We start from the raw sequence: 19,293 nt of genomic DNA, 5'->3' as shown, positions 1-19,293 counted from the left end.
ACCCCAGACCGAATCCCCCACCTCCACCTGCCCCCCATGCGACTGCGAAACCCGCCGCACCAGCGCCAACCCCAGCCCGAACCCACCGGTGCGCCGGTCCCGACTCGCATCCAGCCGCGAAAACGGCTGAAAAATCTTCTCCCGCCCCTCCACCGGCACCCCCGGCCCGTCATCGTTGACCTGCACCTCGTACAGATCCCCGACACGCACCAGCGACACCTCGACCCGCTGCTCGGCATAACGAATCGCATTGCGCAGCAAATTGATCACCGCCCGCGCCATGAACCGCGGCTCGATCCTTACCTCGTCGACCCCACATTCGCCGATCGACAACTGCACCCCGGCAGCCTCCGCCTCCAGCGCCACGCTGCCGACCACACTGTCGAGCCAATTGGCCGCCTGAATATTCTCGCGGGTAATCACCGTCGCCCCGCGCTCGAGACTGGCGTAGGTCAGCAACTCAGAGACCATTTCCTCCAGCTCACCGAGGTCGGCATACATATCGGCGATCAGTTCGCGATTCTGACTGGCGTCCGGCTGCTGCTTGAGCTGATCGAGCTCGAACGACAGCCGCGCAATCGGCGTGCGCAGCTCATGGGACACCGCGTTGGTCAGCTCGCGCTGATTGGCGATCAGACCCTCGATGCGCGCCGCCATCAGGTTGAAGTGTTCAGCCAGATCGCGAATGTTCGAGCGCTTGGACAGTTGAATGCGCACCGACAGGTCGTTGTCACCGAAACGCTCGGCGGCCAGGCGCAGTTTTTCCAGATCCCGCCAGTGCGGGCGCACCCAGAAGAACAGGACGATGCCGATCATCACCGCGATCATCAGGTAGGCCCCGGCAATGTAGAACGGCATCAGGCTCGGCTCCGCCGGCAGTTTGATGCTGAGCAGTTGCGGGCCGCCGTCGATCGAAGCGATGTACTGGGTGTACTTGTCGCGGATCACCAGCAGACCACGGTCCAGTTCGGCCTGTTCCTCTTCGTTCAGCGCCAGTTGATCGGCCTGAACCAGGGTCAGGCCCAGGCCGTAGTGCGGACGGATCGCCTGCAGGCGTTGTTCCCGCCCCGCACCGTCCAGCCCGCGCAACTGCTCGGTCAGCGTCCAGGCCTGACCACGCACGGCTTCGCGGTTATAGTCCTGCATCTGGTAGTCGAGCAGCGCGTCGAACGTGCGCTCGACGGTCTGCAGCGCGACGACCAGCCCCAGGGTCATGACCAGAAACAGCCCGAGAAATAACCGCAGCATCTACAACTCCCACGCAAACGGATTGAACAGGTAACCCTTGCCCCACACGGTCTTGATGCATACCGGCTCACGAGGGTTGTCCTTGAGTTTGTTGCGCAATTTGCTGATGTACACGTCGACACTGCGATTGAGACCGTCGAACGCGATGCCGCGCATGCGGTTGAGAATGTCATCGCGGGAAAGGGTCTGCCCGGCGGCACTGGCCAGCAACCACAGCAATTCGAACTCCATGGTCGTCAGCTCGATGTTTTCCCCGGCCAGGCGTACTTCCCGGCAACTGCGATCGATGCTCAAGTGACCGAACTCCAGCGCGCTGACCACGCCGCTGTCCGGCACCTGGCGCCGTTGCAGCGCCCGCAGGCGGGCGAGCAGCACTGGCGGCTTGATCGGTTTGATCACGTAATCGTCGGCGCCGGACTCCAGCCCCAGAATGTGATCGAGGTCATCTTCCTTGGCGGTGAGAATGACAATCGGCGTGTCCGACACGCTGCGAATCTCGCGGCACACATGCAGCCCGCTCTGCCCCGGCAGCATCAGATCAAGCACCACCACTTTGGGCCGAAACTCAAGAAAAGCGGCCACGGCCAGATCGCCGCGATGCACCGTGCGCACCTCGTAGCCGTGTTGTTCGAGGAAATGTGCGATCAACGCGGCGAGGCGCTCATCGTCTTCCACCAGCAGGACTTTGCCAAAACCCAGGTTATCCATAACGACCGTCTGCGACCCTAATCTCAAGTGGGCGACATTATGGCGGCATTCACGACTGGGGCGTTTGTCGCGGGCAGCAAAAACCGGCCGCTGGGGCCGGTTTTCCGTGATGTTTCATACTCTTAAGAGTTTTTAACAGTTTGTATCTCAAGCCGCGACCGGCACACCGCTGTGGAAGCGGAACTCCTCGTCCGGCGACTCGATCAGTTCCTGCTCGGCGGCGCGGACTTTCTCGATCACCTGAGCGATGTCCTTGGCGTCACCGTACTGGTAGGCCAGTTTCAGATACCCCTGAAAATGCCGCGCCTCGCTTTTCAGCAGGCCGAAGTAGAACTTGCCGAGTTCTTCGTCCAAATGCGGCACCAATGCTTCGAACCGCTCGCAACTGCGCGCTTCGATGAAGGCGCCGACCACCAGGGTATCCACCAGTTTCACCGGTTCATGGCTGCGCACGACCTTGCGCAGGCCCGAGGCGTAGCGACCGGCGTGGAGCTGGCGCAGTTCGATCTTGCGTCGCTTCATCAGGCGCATGACCTGTTCGTGATGCACCAGTTCTTCCCGGGCCAGGCGCGACATCATGTTGATCAGATCGACATGGGAATGGTACTTGGCGATCAGGCTCAACGCCGTGCTGGCGGCCTTGAACTCGCAGTTCTTGTGGTCGATCAGCAGGGTTTCCTGATCGGCCAGCGCGGCCTGAACCCAGGCATCGGGGGTGCGACAGCCAAGGAATTCGTGAATTTCGGGAAGGATCATGGGACTCACGGTTTAAAGGGGTTCGAGCGAAAGGCGCCGATTATACCGGGCTGTCCGCAGACCACCAGCCGCCAGCGTTGATATGCATCAAGTCGCGGGCGCGGCGGCAGGAACTATAGTTGTGCAACGCCGTGCCTTTTCATTGCTGGAGACTCCGCTCATGCAAGCCATTCGCAGCATTCTGGTAGTCATCGACCCTGAACACGCGGAAAGCCTGGCGCTCAAGCGCGCCAAGCTGATCGCCGGGGTGACCCAGGCCCATCTGCACCTGTTGGTGTGCGACAAGAAGCACGACCATGCCGGCATGCTCAGCGTGCTCAAGGCTGCGCTGCTGGCGGACGGCTACAGCGTCACCACCGAACAGGCATGGAACGAAAGCCTGCACGAAACCATCATCGACGTGCAGCAGGCCGAAGGTTGCGGGCTGGTGATCAAGCAGCATTACCCCGACAGTTCGCTGAAAAAGGCCCTGCTGACCCCGGCCGACTGGAAACTCCTGCGCCACTGCCCGACCCCGGTGCTGCTGGTGAAAACCGCCGGTTCCTGGAAAGACAAAGTGATCCTGGCCGCCGTCGACGTGGGCAATGCCGATGGCGAGCACCGCCACCTGCACACCACCATCATCGACCACGGTTTTGACATCGCCAGCCTGGCCAAGGGGCACCTGCATGTGATCGCCGCTCATCCGTCGCCGATGCTCTCGGCCGCCGACCCGACCTTCCAGCTCAAGGAAACCATCGAGGCACGTTATCGCGAGCAATGCCGGGCGTTCCAGGCCGAATTCGATATCGACGATGCACATCTGCACATCGAGGAAGGCCCGGCGGACGTGCTGATTCCGTTCATGGCGCACAAGCTCGAAGCGGCGGTGACCGTGATCGGCACCGTGGCGCGTACCGGACTGTCAGGGGCGCTGATCGGCAACACCGCCGAAGTGGTGCTGGATGCGCTGGAAAGCGATGTGCTGGTGCTCAAGCCGCAGGAGGTCGAGGATCATCTGGTGGAACTGGCGGTGAAACACTGAGTTTTTGGGCGTTTGTTTGAAAGTCCGTCTTCGCGGGCCAGCCCGCGAAGTGCCAGGGCTTCAGCCGCCCAGGGCATCCTTGAGGAAACCGGGCGCGATGTAGCGCTGATAATGCGCTTCCGACAGCAGGAAGAATTCCCGATCAATGGCGTCGCGCAGCTCCGGCAGGTTCCAGTCACGAAACTCCGGCATCAGCACCATCCCGTAGGCTTCCAGATTAATGATCACCCGCGCGCCCCGGGCGATCAGCTGGTAGGCCCAGCAATATTCCGACTGATGCGGCACGAAGCGGATCTTGCGCTGTTCCAGTTGCTGGCGCAGCAGCCCGCGATCAAACACCTCGACCTTGCTCGCCATCACTTGTGACAGCAATTGCTCCAGACGCAACCAGACGGCGGTCTTCTGCTCTTCGTCGTAACCGTTCCAGTGAATCACTTCATGGTGGAAACGCTTGCAGCCACGGCACACCAGGTCACCGTAAACAGTGGAGCAGAGGCCGACGCAGGGGGTCTTGATGGTCTGATTGGGCATAAATCGGGTTAACACTGAAACGCGGAACAGGTCGGCATGGTAGTCCTTTACCGGACAGACATCACCCCTCAAACATCAGGGTCTGGCGCCCGACCGGACTTTGCCCCGCCCGTCACCCCCGCCACCAAAGTCCAATAGAAGCCGACTTACCTTTAAATTTTTTTTGCCGTAGAATCAGCCAGCCTTTTTAGGCGCCAATGTCCGTTAGAAGCTGTTTTCAAAGCGTCACGAGCACAGTCGTTCCTTCAGAGCGGTGTTGGCGAAGGGTTTTTCCAGCGGGGAAAAGCCCAACGCCAACCCTCATCAGCTCCCCGTTCTGCAGGCGTAAAACTTTGAAAGCAGCTTCTGTAAGGAATGGTCGGTAATTCTGGCTAAGTGGCCCACAACGCCACGCAGCGCATGAGTACGAGCATTTCGGGATGAGCGTCCCGGACACCCATTTGGGACCACTGATGAGGGTAATAACTGTGCTTGAAGCCTACCGCAAACATATCGAAGAGCGTGCAGCACTGGGTATCGTTCCCCAGCCGCTTAACGCCGAACAAACTGCAGGCCTGGTCGAGCTGCTGAAGAATCCTCCGGCTGGCGAAGAAAACTTCCTCGTTGACCTGATCACCAATCGCATTCCACCAGGCGTGGACGAAGCGGCCTACGTCAAGGCCGGTTTCCTGTCCGCCATCGCCAAGGGCGAAGCCAAATCCCCACTGCTCGACAAGAAACGCGCCGTCGAACTGCTGGGCACCATGCAGGGCGGCTACAACATCGCCACTCTGGTTGAACTGCTGGACGACGCCGAACTGGCCGCCGTTGCCGCCGAACAACTGAAGCACACCCTGCTGATGTTCGATGCCTTCCACGACGTTGCCGAGAAAGCCAAGGCGGGCAATGCCCACGCCAAGGCCGTGCTGGAATCCTGGGCCGCCGGCGAGTGGTTCACCAACAAGCCAGCCATCGCCGACAAGTACAGCCTGACCGTGTTCAAGGTCACCGGCGAAACCAACACCGACGACCTGTCCCCTGCCCCGGACGCCTGGTCGCGCCCTGACATCCCGCTGCACGCCCTGGCCATGCTGAAAATGGCCCGTGACGGCATCGTGCCTGAGCAACAAGGCGCCATCGGCCCGCTCAAGCAGATCGAAGAAGTCAAGGCCAAGGGTTTCCCGGTTGCCTACGTCGGTGACGTGGTCGGTACCGGTTCTTCCCGTAAATCGGCTACCAACTCGGTACTGTGGTTCTTCGGCGACGACATCCCTTACGTGCCGAACAAGCGCGCCGGTGGTTTCTGCTTCGGCTCGAAAATCGCTCCGATCTTCTACAACACCATGGAAGATGCCGGCGCACTGCCGATCGAGTTCGACGTCACCAACATGAACATGGGCGACGTCATCGACGTTTACCCGCATGCTGGCAAAGTCTGCAAGCATGGCACCGACGAAGTCATCACTCACTTCGAACTGAAAACCCCGGTTCTGCTGGACGAAGTTCGTGCCGGCGGCCGTATCCCGCTGATCGTCGGCCGTGGCCTGACCGAGAAGGCGCGTGCCGAACTGGGACTGGGCCCAACCGACCTGTTCAAACTGCCGGAAGCACCTGTCGACACCGGCAAGGGCTACACCCTGGCGCAGAAAATGGTCGGCAAGGCTTGCGGCCTGCCAGTTGGCAAGGGCGTTCGTCCTGGCACTTACTGCGAACCGAAGATGACCACCGTCGGCTCTCAGGACACCACCGGTCCAATGACCCGTGACGAACTGAAAGACCTGGCGTGCCTGGGCTTCTCCGCTGATCTGGTGATGCAGTCCTTCTGCCACACCGCGGCTTATCCGAAGCCGATCGACGTGACCACCCACCACACCCTGCCTGACTTCATCATGACCCGTGGCGGCGTTTCGCTGCGTCCGGGCGACGGCATCATCCACTCGTGGTTGAACCGCATGCTGCTGCCGGACACCGTGGGCACCGGTGGTGACTCGCACACCCGCTTCCCGATGGGCATCTCGTTCCCGGCCGGTTCCGGTCTGGTCGCGTTCGCCGCTGCCACCGGCGTCATGCCGCTGGACATGCCGGAATCGATCCTGGTTCGCTTCAAGGGCAAACTGCAACCTGGCATCACCCTGCGTGACCTGGTTCATGCGATCCCTTACTACGCCATCCAGAAAGGCCTGCTGACCGTCGAGAAGAAAGGCAAGAAAAACGCCTTCTCCGGCCGCATCCTGGAAATCGAAGGCCTGGACGAGCTGACCGTTGAACAAGCGTTCGAACTGTCCGACGCCTCCGCCGAGCGTTCCGCTGCCGGTTGCACCATCAAGCTGCCGGAAAAGGCTATCGCCGAGTACCTGCAGTCGAACATCACCCTGCTGCGCTGGATGATCGGCGAAGGCTACGGCGATGCTCGTACCATGGAACGTCGTGCCCAGGCGATGGAAGCCTGGCTGGCCAACCCGGAACTGATGGAAGCCGACAAAGACGCGGAATACGCCGAAGTCATCGAAATCGATCTGGCCGACATCAAAGAGCCTGTGCTCTGCGCGCCAAACGATCCGGACGACGCCCGTCTGCTGTCCAGCGTTGCTGGCGAGAAGATCAACGAAGTGTTCATCGGTTCGTGCATGACCAACATCGGTCACTTCCGCGCTGCCGGTAAACTGCTGGATCAGGTCAAGGGTCAGCTGCCAACCCGTCTGTGGCTGTCGCCGCCGACCAAGATGGACGCTCACCAACTGACCGAAGAAGGCTACTACGGCATCTACGGCAAGGCCGGCGCACGCATGGAAATGCCAGGCTGCTCGCTGTGCATGGGTAACCAGGCACGCGTTGAGCCGAACAGCACCGTGGTATCGACGTCGACCCGTAACTTCCCGAACCGTCTGGGTGACGGCGCGAACGTCTACCTGGCCTCGGCCGAGCTGGCGTCGGTTGCTTCGATCCTGGGTCGCCTGCCGACCGTCGAGGAGTACATGGAATACGCTGGCAAGATCGACAGCATGGCGGCCGATGTCTACCGCTACCTGTCCTTCGACCAGATCGCCGAGTTCCGTGAAGCGGCTGCGAATGCCAAGATCCCGGTCATTCAAGCGTAACGCTGCAAGGCAATGAAAAACGCCGCCCATCGTGAGATGGGCGGCGTTTTTTTTATGCCCCGAATAAACCCTGCCAGGACTTCACGCCTGCAACTTGAGCGCCTGCTGCACTGCTCCGTCCACACTCAAGTCACTGAGCAACACATGCTTACGCTCCTGCTCGGGCAATTGCGCCAGTACGCCCTGCGCCTGGTGCTTGAGCCGCGCCAGGATCAGCAGCTTGTCCTCGGCTCGTATCTGCAAGAAAAACGCCTCCAGCGCCTCGATACTGGTGCCGTCCAGATCCGGCGACTCCTCCAGGCTGAGAACGACCGCATGCACCTGCGGCGCTCGCCGTGCCAGCTTCAGAGCGGCGCCGAGAATCCGCTCCGCATTGGCGAAAAACAGCGCCTCGCTCGGCCGTACGATCAGCACTCCGGGAATTTCCCGGGCGTCCGGATGGCGCTGCACATCGACATAGTCATGCCCGCCACCCATCTGCCCCAGCACCTGGATATCCGCCGAGGACATCTGCTTCAACATCAGCACGACACTGATCGCCACGGCCAGCAGCAACCCGTCCAGCACGCCCAGCACCAGCACCGCCGCCACCGCGCAGATCACCAGTACCCGGTCCCGTCGCCAGATAAAGTAGCGACCCAACGGTTGCAGGCTCAGCCCCCGGCCCAAGGCATGAATGACAATCGCGGCCAGCACCGGCTCCGGCGTCAGGGCGATGTACGGCAGCAAGGTCAGCACGATCAGCAGCACAACCCCTGCCGCCACCACACCCGCCAGCCGCGACGTGGCCCCTGCCGCCTCGTTGGCAGACGTCGCCGAATACCCGGCCCCGGCCGGCATGCCGTGAAACAGGCCGGACAACAGATTAGAGGCGCCGAGGGCCAGCAGATCGCGATTCGACGACACCTTGTCGCCGTGCTTCAAGGCAAACGAGCTGATCGAGCCATAGGACTCGGCATACAGAATCATCACCATGGCAAACGCCAGTTCCCCGAGTCGCAGCCAGTCGGCGAACGGCATGTTCGGCAGACGCGGCATTTCCAGGCTCAGGTCGATGACCCCGATCAGCTTCACCCCGTGAGCCGGCAGATTCAGCCAATGACTGGCAGCCACCCCCAACGCCACCACTATCAACCCGCCCGGGACCCGGCGAAACCGCGCACAGGCCATCAGCACCAGCAGCGCCGCCACAGCAACCCCCGCACCAGCCAGATTCCATCGCGGCCATTGCTCCAGCAACTGCGGCAGAAAACGGATCAGGTTGCTGTCCGTCAGGTGTACGTCCACCACGCTCGCCACTTGCTTGAGAATGATGGTCGCCGCCAACCCCAGCGCAAACCCGCGCAGCACGGGCTTGGCAATAAACGACGTGACGCTGCCAAGCTTGAGCAGTCCGGCGAGCAGAAACAGTACGCCCGTCATCATCACCAGACCAACGGCCAGCCCCAGGCGCAACGACGGATCACCACCCGCCAGCGAAGCGGTGGCCGCCGCCAGCACCGCCGCCGACGAAGACGTGGCCGAGACCACGGCAAAGCGGCTGGTGCCCATCAGTGCGTAGCACAGAAGGCCGGCGAACAATGCGATCACCCCGGCCTGAGGCGGCAACGCGGCAATACTGGAATAAGCCACCGCCTCAGGCAGCAACAGTCCGGCAATCGACAACCCGGCGAGCAGATCCTGACTCCGGCTTTGCCGATCGACCTGTGCCGCCGGTGCGGCTCCCATGGGTTCAGTCGGCAATCGACCCCACCCACCCCGGCAGATACCGAGCCTCCTGACTGCGTACCAGCGCCATGCCCTTGGCCTGCAATTTGGCACCCTGATTGACGATCTGATCACTGGCAATGCGGCTACGCAGAAAGTCCGCCCACAGGAACTCGCTGTAAGGCGTGGCATCCTTGGCGTAGCCACCGGCCCTGCGCAACTGGCCGGCGAGGCTGCGATAAGGGTCATCCTGCAAGTCGACGATCGACCGGGGAATGGCTTCGAAGGTACGCCTGACGCCACGGCTGTCGTAGGGATGCGCCCATTGGTTGAAGTTCATCACGTTCCAGAACGTCACCGGATCGACAAACGACAGATCCTTGAGCACCAGCAACGACACGCGCTTGACCTCTTCTTCCAGCAGGGCGAGGCCAAAGTGGTGGTGGTCGACGATGTAGTAGACGTCTTCAGCACCCAGCACGCAGGGAAACCAGTGGTTATCCAGGGCGGCGGCCCGCTCCTTGCGTTTGAGTTGCTTCCATTCCTGGCGTTTGTCAGCGACTTCGGCGAGGCCGACCGTCAGCTGGGTGGGATGGAGTTTTTCCAGTTTGCCGCGGATCAATTGCGGGCGGGGTCGAGGCATGAGGCATCTCCGGTGGAAAGTGCCTCCCAAGCGTAGTCGCTTATACCTCGGGATGGGTGCCCTGAATCAGGCACCCGGCTGTCATGTTGAAAACAACCTGCGGGAGCGAGCCTGCACACGCCGGCAGACTCGCTCATTCACAGGGGCAATCAGACAGCCAGTTTGTAGACCAGCGCCGAAATCGCCACCAGGCCTACCGCCGTGACGAAGACATTGGACGCCTGGCCACGATAGCGAGCCATCGCCGGCACCTTGCGAATCGCGTACATCGGCATCAGGAACAGAATCGCCGCGATGACCGGGCCACCGACGGTTTCGATCATGCCGAGAATGCTCGGGTTGAGGGTCGCCACGATCCAGCACACCACCAGCATCGCCGCTGCGACGATGCGGTCCAGGGCCTTGGCACCCGGGCGCTTGCCGCTCTTGATGATCAGGCCCTTCAAGCCTTCGCTGGCACCAATGTAGTGGCCGAGGAACGACTTGGAGATAGCCACGAAGGCAATCAGCGGCGCGGCGAACGCGATGGTCGGATTGCTGAAGTGGTTGGCCAGGTACGACAGGATCGACAGGTTCTGATCCTTCGCCTCAGCCAGTTGCGCCGGCGACAGGGTCAGCACGCAACTGAAGACGAAGAACAGCACCATCAGCACCATCAGCGCGTGGGCGCGGGACAGGATCTGCGAGCTGCGCTGTTCGGCATGGACGCCATAACGACGCTTCTGGTCCACTGCAAACGCCGAGATGATCGGCGAGTGGTTGAACGAGAACACCATCACCGGGATCGCCAGCCACAGCGTATGCAGCAGCGCCGAGGGTGCCGGCACTTGCGAAGCGGTAGCGAGGATGCCGCCGTTCCAGTGGGGGATCAGGTACACCGCAAGGAACAGCAGTGCAACGATGAACGGGTAAACCATCAGGCTCATGGCCTTGACGATTGCCTGCTCGCCGCAACGCACCACGGCCAGCAGGCCGAGGATCAGCACAAACGACAGCACCGCCCGTGGCGGCGGCATGATGTGCAATTGATGTTCGAGGAAACTGGCGACCGTGTTGGTCAGGCCGACGCTGTAGATCAGCAGGATCGGGAAGATGGCGAAGAAGTACAGCAAGGTGATGAGTGCGCCGGCCTTGATGCCGAAATGCTCTTCGACCACTTCAGTGATGTCGGCGCCTTCGCGACCGGAAAGCACAAAACGGGTCAGGCCGCGGTGTGCGTAGAACGTCATCGGGAAGGCCAGCACCGCGAGGATCAGCAACGGCCAGAAGCCGCCCAGACCTGCGTTGATCGGCAAAAACAGGGTGCCGGCACCGATGGCCGTCCCAAACAGTCCCAACATCCAGGTGGTGTCCTGACGACTCCAGCTCGAAAGTTCAGCTGGTGCCGCCGCTTCATAGCGCTCGTTGACGCTATTGGCCTGCTCATTCATCCGGTCGGATCTCCGCATTCCGGTCAGTTGCCACTCAGTCGAAACGCGCCGGAAAAAACCGACAGAAACGTCGCAACCGAAACAGGGGCGCGATTCTCCGCGATAAATGAGCAGAAGCAAAGACTTAGCTGAGGAATGGTTGTGCGGTGCAGATTGAAGACATGTCGTTTTTGGAAAAATAACTGTCGGTTACAGCAATGGAAAATGTCGTTTTTCAGTCAATTGAATCAACCGGACACAGGTAAAAAGGTTCAGATGAATCGGGCCAACAGCACAACAAATACAAGTCCCACCGCAGCCATCAACATACCAAGACCAAACAGCAACAACGCTTCACGCATTTCAGCTTTATGAAAAGGTTGCATGGCTTCCCGGAACTCGAGTTCCTCTTGATACAGTCGTTCGATTCTGGCCCTGCGCTCTTCTTTGCTCATATTGACTTCCTCTTTCGGGGGTGACTTGAACCGTTGTTGGCAATGTGATGCGGGCGTACCGGGCGCCCCTACAGCTTGAGAAAAAGTCCATAGGCAGTAGCGCATGCCGCCAGGACTCCAGCACCCGCTACAAGTGGATAAAAAGCAGTTTCCCGCTTCAGTTTTGCTCGCTCCGCCAAAAGCTTGCATCTTTCCGCTGCGAGTTTTCGGGTTTCTGTTTGCAGCTTTTCCAGTTCGACGTTTTCGCGTTCATCCAGATACATTGGCCTTCCTTGGCTGATGGCAGTGACCGCTCAGAGGGGCTTGTCCATCTGTGGGTAGCCTCCCTTGGCAGCCTCATCATTTCGTGTTCATCACCTGACGAATAGCGGACGAATCTGCTGTTTTCGTAGGCAAAATCCGTGAGCTGCGTAGGCGGCCTCATACAAAAAACACCCCATGACCAACCCACCCCCTGCGCCTGAAAGCGCTCGATCAAACACCGAAATACTTTCAATCCGCCCAACATCATCTAGCGTGAGAAAAGCCCCTCTCCCAAGGAACCCGCTCATGCCCCTCGTCCGCGTCGACATCAGACAAAACCCCGATCCCGCCTTCGCCAAGCGCATCGGCGAACAGATTTACGCCGCCCTGCGCCGTTGCATCGATGTGCCGGAACACGACAACTTCCAGATCCTCACCGAACACGATGCCCAGCACTTCATCTATGACCCGCAGTACCTCGGCATCCCGCGCAGCGACGGCAATGTGTTCATTCAGATCACCATCAGCGAAGGCCGCAGCGTGGAGAAGAAACAGCTGCTGTTCAAAACCATCGCCGACAGCCTGCACAGCCAATTGGGCGTGCGCCGGGAGGACGTGTTCATCAATCTGGTGGAAGTGAAGAAAGAGAACTGGTCGTTCGGCAACGGTGTCGCCCAATACGTGACCTGACGAGCAGCAATGTCCTGCCCCTCCGAAGATCCGCATCAGCCCCTACACTGGCTGGTGCGAGTCCGGCGCCGGCGATTGCCAAACGCTCCGGGAATCAGCACTCTGAAGCGAATGCGTACGAAAGCCGACGATCTCAGGAGCCGTGCAATGCCCGCAACCGTTCTGGTACTGGTTGAAACCATCAATGACTACCTGCCCATTCTTGAACGACAGGGCTTTCACCTGATTCTCGCCCCGACTCCCGCCGAACGTGCTCAGGCCATTGCCACCCATGGCAGCCGCATCGATGCGGTGCTGACCCGTGGCCCGCTGGGCCTGTATGCCGAAGAAATCGATGCGCTGCCGGCGCTGAAGATCATCTGCGTGATCGGCGCAGGTTACGAACAGGTGGATCTGCAAGCCGCCAGTGATCGCGGCCTGACAGTGACCAACGGCGCCGGGGTCAACGCCTCGTCGGTGGCCGACCACGCCATGGCCCTGCTGCTGGCCCTGGTACGTGACATTCCCCGTTGCGACGCCGCCGTGCGCCGGGGCGAGTGGCCGAAAGTCATGCGCCCGTCCCTGGCCGGCAAACGCCTGGGCATTCTCGGGCTCGGTGCGGTGGGGATGGCGATTGCCAGGCGAGCAGGCCAGGGCTTCGACATGCAGATCAGTTATCACAACCGCCAGGTGCGCAGCGATGTGCCCTACGCGTTCTGCTCGACCCCGACCGAACTGGCCCGCGCGTCGGACTTCCTGGTGGTGGCGACGCCGGGCGGGATCGGCAGCAAACACCTGGTCAACCGCCCGGTGCTGGATGCGCTGGGGCCAGACGGTTTTATCGTCAACATCGCCCGCGCCAGTGTGATTGCCACCGCCGACCTGATCAGCGCTCTGGAACAACGGCGGATCGCCGGTGCGGCGCTCGATGTCTTCGACCACGAGCCGCAAGTGCCGGATGCGCTGAAAACCCTCGGCAACGTGATTCTCACCCCGCACGTCGCCGGGCTGTCACCGGAAGCGACCCAGGGCACGGTGGAACTGGTGGGGAAAAACCTCGTGGCATTCTTCTCCGGAGAACCGGTGCTGACGCCCCTTGCGCTGCCACCGAGGCTGAGCAATCAGCGCATGCACTAAAGCACGCCGAGCAACGTCCACAAACGACGCGACTCGGCGTCGGCGGAAATCAGCTCGCCCAACAATTCGCTTAACGGCTTGTTGCCCCACTCCACCCCGCGCCGGATCAGATATGGCACCGGGCTGTGGGGTTCGGTGCGGGCCAGGTATTCGGCGATCAGCAGCAGTTGTCGGTAGGCCTCTTCCCGGCTGGCCGGCTCACGGAACACCTGCGCCGCTTGCGGGACAGGGGCGGTTTCCTCGTCCGGTTGCGTGACGACCTCCGGCGCGGGCGCGGGTGTTGTCACCGGTTGCTGTGGGTGCATGGCGATAAACTCCTGAACCAGCGTCAACAACGCTTGAATGGTTTCCTGCAACGGTCGCAGCCCCGGCCCCTGATCGCCCAGGTACGCATCGCACCATGTGTCGAGGCGTTGCAGGTGTTGCAGGCTCAGCAGCAGATTGCCCTGGGTGCGCAGCCAGAACGCCATCGGCGTGACGCGGATCTGATCGCTGAGCTTCTTCTGTTCGCTGCGAGCGGTTTCCGCCGAGGTCTTGGCATTCTTGCTGTCGTTGACCTGCACTTGCTGGAGCTGCAAGCGACGCCAGGCTTCAAGGGTGTACGCCTCGAAATCGCTGTTGCGCGTGCCGAACAGCGGCACCCGGGTCAGCAGGATTTCACTGTAGCGACGCACCAGCCATTCCAGCGGAATCACCCGCCACGACTGATCGCCGTCCTCGGCCCGGGGATACAGCTGCTCGGGGTAACGCTCGCACAGACCGGCGATCAGCGCCAGGCTGCCGGGCAAACCATCCAGCGCTTGCAAGTGCAGCCAGGCCTCGCCGAGCCAGGCGCTGAGCATCAGGTCCTTGCTGCGCTCCAGCAACAGGCTCGTGGTCAGTTTCTCGACTTCGGGCCAGCTCGCCCGTTTCAGGGTCGATTGCCAGACGCCGGTCGGCAGGCTGGCGTCGTCCTCGCGGCGCAGGTCGCGCAACTGGTCGAACTCACGCTCATAGCGCAGATCCACACCGCAGGGCGCTTCGCTGCTGATCGGCGCGAGCAGTTGTTCGATCGGGTCCGGCAACGTGGTCGATGGCAGGCTCACAGCCCCTCCTCCCGGGTTTCAATGGCCGCCGTCGTGCCGGTCACCTGAAACGGCGAGCGCGGCGCACGGGTTGGCGGCGGTGCGATGGACAACGGCAGTTTCGAGCCCTGGCTCATCAATGACAGGCGCACGAACATCCGGGTGAATTCGTTGGTGACGCTGTCGGTCTGCGCGGTGACCGGCAGGCGCAGGCTCAACGGAAAGTCGGTGTAGTCCATGCTCGGCTGACGCTGCACCGAAAAGTGCGCGCGCATCAGCCGCAACAACGACCACGGCCCGCCGTACTCCCAACCCGCCTCAAGGTCGCGCACCACCAGGTTCGGTTGCGACGGGTCATTGACCGGCCGATCCTTGCCGTTGCGTGCCCAGCGCAAGGTCAGGCGAATCGGCTGGCCGACCATCCAGCGCAGATTCGGTTGCTCGCCGGCGGGGTAGTTGACCTGCTGATTGCCCGACAACAAGCCCCACGCGATCACCTGATCGGCGCCCTTTTCCTCCTCACGGTCGGTGCGCCAGCGCACGTCCAGCTCGACGCCCAGAATGCCGCTCTTGTCGCGCACGAACAGCGGCGTGAGCCAGGTCGCGCTCTGTTTCAAACGGTTGAGAAAGTCCTCGGCCGCCAACCGCTCCGGCGCCTGACTCATCACCAGTCCGGCCTGGGCCACCGGCAAGCGCTTGTCGATCAGTTCGAGCAGATGCTGAACCCGCGCCGGGTCGGCATCCTGGGCCTGCACACCGTTGGCGAAGGGGAAACGGTCGGCCAGGTACTGATTGAAGTAATTGGCCAACTCATTCCACGCGGCGGCGGCCTGCTGTTGTTGCAGGAACTGGCAACGTTGCAGCGCCGACTGTTGCAGTTCCACCGCGCGCATCGCCAGGGTGCCGCGTCCGCCCGTCAGATTGGCGGTCTGCAACATCTGCACGCAGGAGTTGGTGTCCATTTCGATGAAGTCGCGGCTGACCAGTTGCTCGATCTGCGCCGGCGAGCTGGCGGGGTTGGAATCCTTGTATTTGAGCAATTCATCGTTGAGCGCGCTGAACTGGGTGACCCGCTCATAGTCCAGGGCCGAAAGATTCCCCTGCTGGGTCTTGAGCCATTGCAGCGCCGGGGTGCGACGTTCGGTGATGCCGAGCATGGTGTTGAACTGCTGCTTGAGGCCGAGCTTCAAGTCCTGCACGTCACTGGCGCCGTACAACTGCAAGCCGAGGTTTTTCGAGCCGTCCCACTGGCTGATTTCGGCGCGGCCACCGAACAGCGGCTGCGCGGTGATTTCATCCAGCCCACTGACAATCTGCCCCATCGCCCGACGGTTCAGGGCACTTTGCAGGCGCGCCGCCAGATCCGTGCGGTGCACCTCGACGAAGGCTTTTTGCAGGGCCATCGCCTGTTCGGCCTGAACGTTGAACACCGCGTAAGACTGCGTCTGGTCGTTGTGATCCTTGAGGCTCAGCCACATCGCCTGGGCCGCCGCGTTCTCGGCGGCTTGCAGCAACGCGCCGCGATACACCGGCGGAATGCGCGGCAGTTCTTCGGCGATATAACTCTTGTAGCTGGCGAAGTAGCTCAGCGAGGTGTTGAGGTCATCGCCGTCCACGACCTGGCCTTGCAGGTCGACATTGTCCTGACTGGCACGCAAGGCAATCGACACGAAGTCACGCTTGAACAGTGACTGCACCGCGTTGTCCAGCTTCACCACATGCTCTTGCAACGTCAGTTGCCCGCTGCCCTGCTGCACCAGCAGATTGCCCCGGGAGCCGACCTGGGCGATCCACTGATCGCGAAAACTTTGCTGCAACCGCGCGGCCTGTGCCTCCAGTTGTTGCTCGACCGCCGGCCCCAGCAAGGCACTTTTGCGCACCTTGTCCAGCAGCTCGCGATAACCCGGCACCAGTTCCTGGCCCTTGCCACGCCCCCACGCCGAATTGGTCAGGGCGATGGCCGCCTGCAAGTCGTCGACCAGCGCCCGCAGGTCTTCCAGTTCGCGCAGGCTGTTGCCGCTGCCGACTTCCAGTTGTTCGAGGTGCAACTTGAGGTAGCCGGCCTTGCTGACGAAGTTGTCGGCGAGGAAATACTGATCGAGCCAGCGCTCCATCAATCCGGAAAAATTGCTGGTGATCAACGGCCGCTCGGCACTCAAGTCCAGCGCCTGCAATTCCCCGCTATCCCCGGCGCCGGCCACCAGCAAGCGGTTGTAGAACGCGGCATGGGGCAAGGCGCCGGCATTGAGATTGAGCGACAGCGCGTTGTTGCTCAGTTGCACCAGATCCTCCAGCGGCACCCGCTGATTGTTCTGCACCTGACTGAACAACTGGTTCTGCTGTTCCAGGCGCAACGCGCGGTCCACCAAATCCGTGGCCTTCTGATAGTTCTGCCATTGCGCCGGGTCTTCGCTTTCGACGCTGGCGCGCCGGTCGGTGCTGCGAATCGCCTTGATCTTCACCAGCTCCGCCGTCAGCAACTCATGCAGCGGGGTCAGGATATGGCGCCGGGAGGACTGCAACAGCTCCTGTTCGAGACGGCTGTCCAGCGAGGAAAACCACGACGTCGGAAACACCAGCGAGGCGTAATCCCAGCGCGGCGCCCGTTCCAGTACCCGCCAGAAGCTCTGCACGTTGCGCCGGGTCGGTTCGACCCGATGCGCCTCGTCAGTGACCGCCACGTAATTTTTTTGCGCGCCTTGCAGCAGCCGCGCCAGTTCGTGGGCATCCTTGACCGACGCGTGCCACACCCACACCATCGCCACGCCCCAGATCACCCCGACCACCAGCGCCACGCCGACGGTCAGCCGTTGCCAGCGCTGACGCAAACGCAACAGACGCGGCACGCCCTGGGCCAGACCGCGCTCACCCACCAGACGCTGGCGCCACAACTGGCGCATGAAGGCGCTTTCCTGCAAGCCGCTGTCGTCGGCGCTGAAGCCGTCACGGGCATCTTCGGACGCCTGATTGGCGCTCAAATACACTCCGCGAAAACACGGCGCCTCGCCTTGAGCGTTGCCCTGAAACACCGGTTCCAGCACATTCTGCAAACCCCGACGCAAGGTCTCCAGGCGCTCCGGCAAAGCGAACAGATCGGCGCTCAGTTGCCCGGACAAAGTGCCGATTTCCACCACCGCTTCCGCCACCGCCCGGTGCAGCCGATCCAGCGCCTGATCGCTCCACTGCCCCTGCCACACCGCATCGCGCGCGTAGGGCGACGACCAGCCCAGGGTTCGCTCCCGAGCCTCTTCGGGCAACGCGGCGATCAGTTCCTGAAACCCCGGCAACTCCTCAAGCCCGGTGATCACCACGTACACCGGCAGACTCAGGCCGAAGCGCTGCAGCAGATCGATGAACCGTCGACGCGCCGCCAGCCCCAAAGTGGTGGCTTGTTCCAGATTGCCCAGACGACTGACCGGCACCGTCCAGATCACCCCGTCCAGCGGTCGCTTGCTGCGCAGACGCAGGATCAGTCCGAGCACTCGCCACCAGCCGCCACGCTGCAAATGCATGCCGTCTTCCGGCAGGAACAGCGCCTGCGGCACCACCAGCACCGCGCCCTCGGGATCCGACCACCAGCGGCCGAACCACGCCGGTTTGTCGGTGGGTTGCAAGCGCCATTCGGCGACCAGTTGCGTGCCCTGGTTTTCGTCGCCGAGCATCAGCAGCCAGGGCAATTGATAACGGTCGTGGCTGCCCTGCTCTTGCTCCATGTGCCGCACCGCCGCATAAAAACTGCGGATCGCCGCGCCACTGCGCGTGCGTAGCCACCATACTGCGACGGCCACCAGCGCCAATAACAGAAGGATCGCCAGCACCCACGCGACAAGCGTCAGGGTGCTCATGAGTCTTGCTCCGGCGCCGGCACGGCATCGGTCATCTGCAACACCGGTTCCAGCTCCATGCGGATGTCGCGCCACAGCACATGACCGAGCCCGGTCAGCAACATCATCAACGCCAGAATGCCCAGCGCCAGACGAAAGCCGTCAGGCAACGCCGTGCGCACCGGCAATTGCAGCGGCGGAGTCTGCGCAGGTTGCGTCAGACGCTGGCTGACATCGGCGTAGTCCGCCTCTTCCTGCCAGGCAAAAGTGAACAGCGCCAGACGCCATTTCTCCCGCTGCACCTGACTCTGCTCACCACGCAAGCGCCCGTGAAAACCGAGAATCAGGCACAGCAGATACACGTTCGCCAGATCGCGGGTGGTGGGTTGTTGTTCGTCGAGCAGGGTTTGAATCGCCGCCGGCACTTGCTCACCGGCCTGACGGCTGCTGTACAGACGCGACTCCAAAGGCTTGTCCTGCCACGCCGACTGACCGGGCCACGGGCTGAACAACAGGGTTTCATCGACCAGCGCGACGAAGGCGTAGACCAGCGCCTTGACCTGCTCGGTCGCCGAATCGCCGACCCGTGAGTACGCCGTTCGCCATAACCGCTGCGAGCCTTGGGTCGAGAGTTCGACCACCGTTTCCACCAGCGCCGCTTCGTCCTCGCTGTCCTTGGGCAACTGGCTCCAGTCCCGCGACCACTGCTGCCACGCCTCGCGGAATGCGCTGCTCAAGGGCGCGTCCTGCACGCTCAGGTTTCTTGTCCCGGACCCGCCATTCCCTTCAGACATACAG

The 19,293-nt window shown here is 61.8% G+C and carries 16 protein-coding genes; 4 read left to right on the top strand and 12 right to left on the bottom strand.

Annotated elements, in window-relative coordinates; genetic code table 11:
• The 3 genes from KVQ74_RS25530 to miaE form a co-directional block, all read right to left on the bottom strand.
• Nucleotides 1-1,248: ATP-binding protein (locus KVQ74_RS25530; RefSeq protein ID WP_217834135.1), on the bottom strand; the 1,248-nt coding region annotated here is incomplete at its 3' end.
• Nucleotides 1,249-1,956 carry a winged helix-turn-helix domain-containing protein gene (locus tag KVQ74_RS25525; protein WP_217834134.1) on the bottom strand — a complete coding sequence of 236 codons (708 nt, stop codon included), beginning with the start codon at nucleotides 1,954-1,956 and terminating at the stop codon, nucleotides 1,249-1,251.
• Between the two features lie 147 nt (nucleotides 1,957-2,103).
• Entirely contained in the window at nucleotides 2,104-2,712 is a 609-nt protein-coding gene (miaE, locus tag KVQ74_RS25520) for a tRNA-(ms[2]io[6]A)-hydroxylase (RefSeq protein WP_217834133.1), read from the bottom strand.
• 160 nt (nucleotides 2,713-2,872) lie between these two features.
• Here miaE and KVQ74_RS25515 point away from each other — a divergent pair, with 160 nt between their 5' ends.
• A complete protein-coding gene (locus tag KVQ74_RS25515) occupies nucleotides 2,873-3,736 on the top strand; it encodes a universal stress protein (protein ID WP_217834132.1) in 864 nt (287 codons plus the stop codon).
• Nucleotides 3,737-3,796: 60 nt separating this feature from the next.
• Here KVQ74_RS25515 and KVQ74_RS25510 read toward each other — a convergent pair whose 3' ends face one another.
• Nucleotides 3,797-4,267 (bottom strand): DUF1289 domain-containing protein, encoded by a 471-nt coding sequence (locus tag KVQ74_RS25510; protein WP_217834131.1) that lies wholly within the window; start codon nucleotides 4,265-4,267, stop codon nucleotides 3,797-3,799.
• Between the two features lie 467 nt (nucleotides 4,268-4,734).
• On the opposite strand from KVQ74_RS25510, the gene acnB reads away from it, so the two are divergent.
• Complete coding sequence (acnB, locus tag KVQ74_RS25505) at nucleotides 4,735-7,344, top strand: bifunctional aconitate hydratase 2/2-methylisocitrate dehydratase (protein WP_217834137.1); 2,610 nt, start codon at nucleotides 4,735-4,737, stop codon at nucleotides 7,342-7,344.
• An 81-nt stretch (nucleotides 7,345-7,425) separates the two neighbouring features.
• Here the strand turns inward: acnB and KVQ74_RS25500 are convergent, their stop codons facing one another.
• The 5 genes from KVQ74_RS25500 to KVQ74_RS25480 form a co-directional block, all read right to left on the bottom strand.
• A complete protein-coding gene (locus tag KVQ74_RS25500) occupies nucleotides 7,426-9,072 on the bottom strand; it encodes a SulP family inorganic anion transporter (RefSeq protein ID WP_217834130.1) in 1,647 nt (548 codons plus the stop codon).
• 4 nt (nucleotides 9,073-9,076) lie between these two features.
• A complete protein-coding gene (locus tag KVQ74_RS25495; protein ID WP_217834129.1) occupies nucleotides 9,077-9,694 on the bottom strand; it encodes a ParB-like protein in 618 nt (205 codons plus the stop codon).
• A gap of 149 nt (nucleotides 9,695-9,843) precedes the next feature.
• A complete protein-coding gene (locus KVQ74_RS25490) occupies nucleotides 9,844-11,124 on the bottom strand; it encodes an HAAAP family serine/threonine permease (RefSeq protein WP_217834128.1) in 1,281 nt (426 codons plus the stop codon).
• 251 nt (nucleotides 11,125-11,375) lie between these two features.
• Entirely contained in the window at nucleotides 11,376-11,558 is a 183-nt protein-coding gene (locus KVQ74_RS25485; RefSeq protein ID WP_217834127.1) for a hypothetical protein, read from the bottom strand.
• A gap of 68 nt (nucleotides 11,559-11,626) precedes the next feature.
• Complete coding sequence (locus tag KVQ74_RS25480) at nucleotides 11,627-11,821, bottom strand: hypothetical protein (protein ID WP_217834126.1); 195 nt, start codon at nucleotides 11,819-11,821, stop codon at nucleotides 11,627-11,629.
• A 286-nt stretch (nucleotides 11,822-12,107) separates the two neighbouring features.
• Between KVQ74_RS25480 and KVQ74_RS25475 the strand changes: the two genes are divergently transcribed.
• Together KVQ74_RS25475 and KVQ74_RS25470 are read left to right on the top strand one after the other, a co-directional pair.
• Entirely contained in the window at nucleotides 12,108-12,491 is a 384-nt protein-coding gene (locus KVQ74_RS25475; RefSeq protein ID WP_217834125.1) for a tautomerase family protein, read from the top strand.
• A 147-nt stretch (nucleotides 12,492-12,638) separates the two neighbouring features.
• Complete coding sequence (locus KVQ74_RS25470) at nucleotides 12,639-13,607, top strand: 2-hydroxyacid dehydrogenase (protein ID WP_217834124.1); 969 nt, start codon at nucleotides 12,639-12,641, stop codon at nucleotides 13,605-13,607.
• On the opposite strand, the gene tssA is transcribed toward KVQ74_RS25470, so the two are convergent.
• From tssA to KVQ74_RS25455, 3 genes are read right to left on the bottom strand one after another with little or no spacing between them, the layout of a single operon-like run.
• Nucleotides 13,604-14,692 (bottom strand): type VI secretion system protein TssA, encoded by a 1,089-nt coding sequence (gene tssA / locus KVQ74_RS25465; RefSeq protein WP_217834123.1) that lies wholly within the window; start codon nucleotides 14,690-14,692, stop codon nucleotides 13,604-13,606. The genes KVQ74_RS25470 and tssA overlap by 4 nt on opposite strands.
• Nucleotides 14,689-18,516 (bottom strand): type VI secretion system protein, encoded by a 3,828-nt coding sequence (locus tag KVQ74_RS25460; protein WP_217834122.1) that lies wholly within the window; start codon nucleotides 18,514-18,516, stop codon nucleotides 14,689-14,691. Before KVQ74_RS25460 ends, tssA begins: the two co-directional genes overlap by 4 nt.
• Complete coding sequence (locus KVQ74_RS25455) at nucleotides 18,513-19,289, bottom strand: DotU/TssL family secretion system protein (protein ID WP_217834121.1); 777 nt, start codon at nucleotides 19,287-19,289, stop codon at nucleotides 18,513-18,515. The genes KVQ74_RS25460 and KVQ74_RS25455 overlap by 4 nt, the downstream gene beginning before the upstream one ends.
• Nucleotides 19,290-19,293: the final 4 nt, after the last annotated feature.

This window comes from Pseudomonas botevensis (assembly GCF_019145475.1).
In the GTDB taxonomy this organism is placed as follows: Bacteria; Pseudomonadota; Gammaproteobacteria; order Pseudomonadales; family Pseudomonadaceae; genus Aquipseudomonas; species Aquipseudomonas botevensis.
Note: the sequence above shows the minus strand (reverse complement) of the source record. Positions and strands in the feature narration are given on the sequence as shown.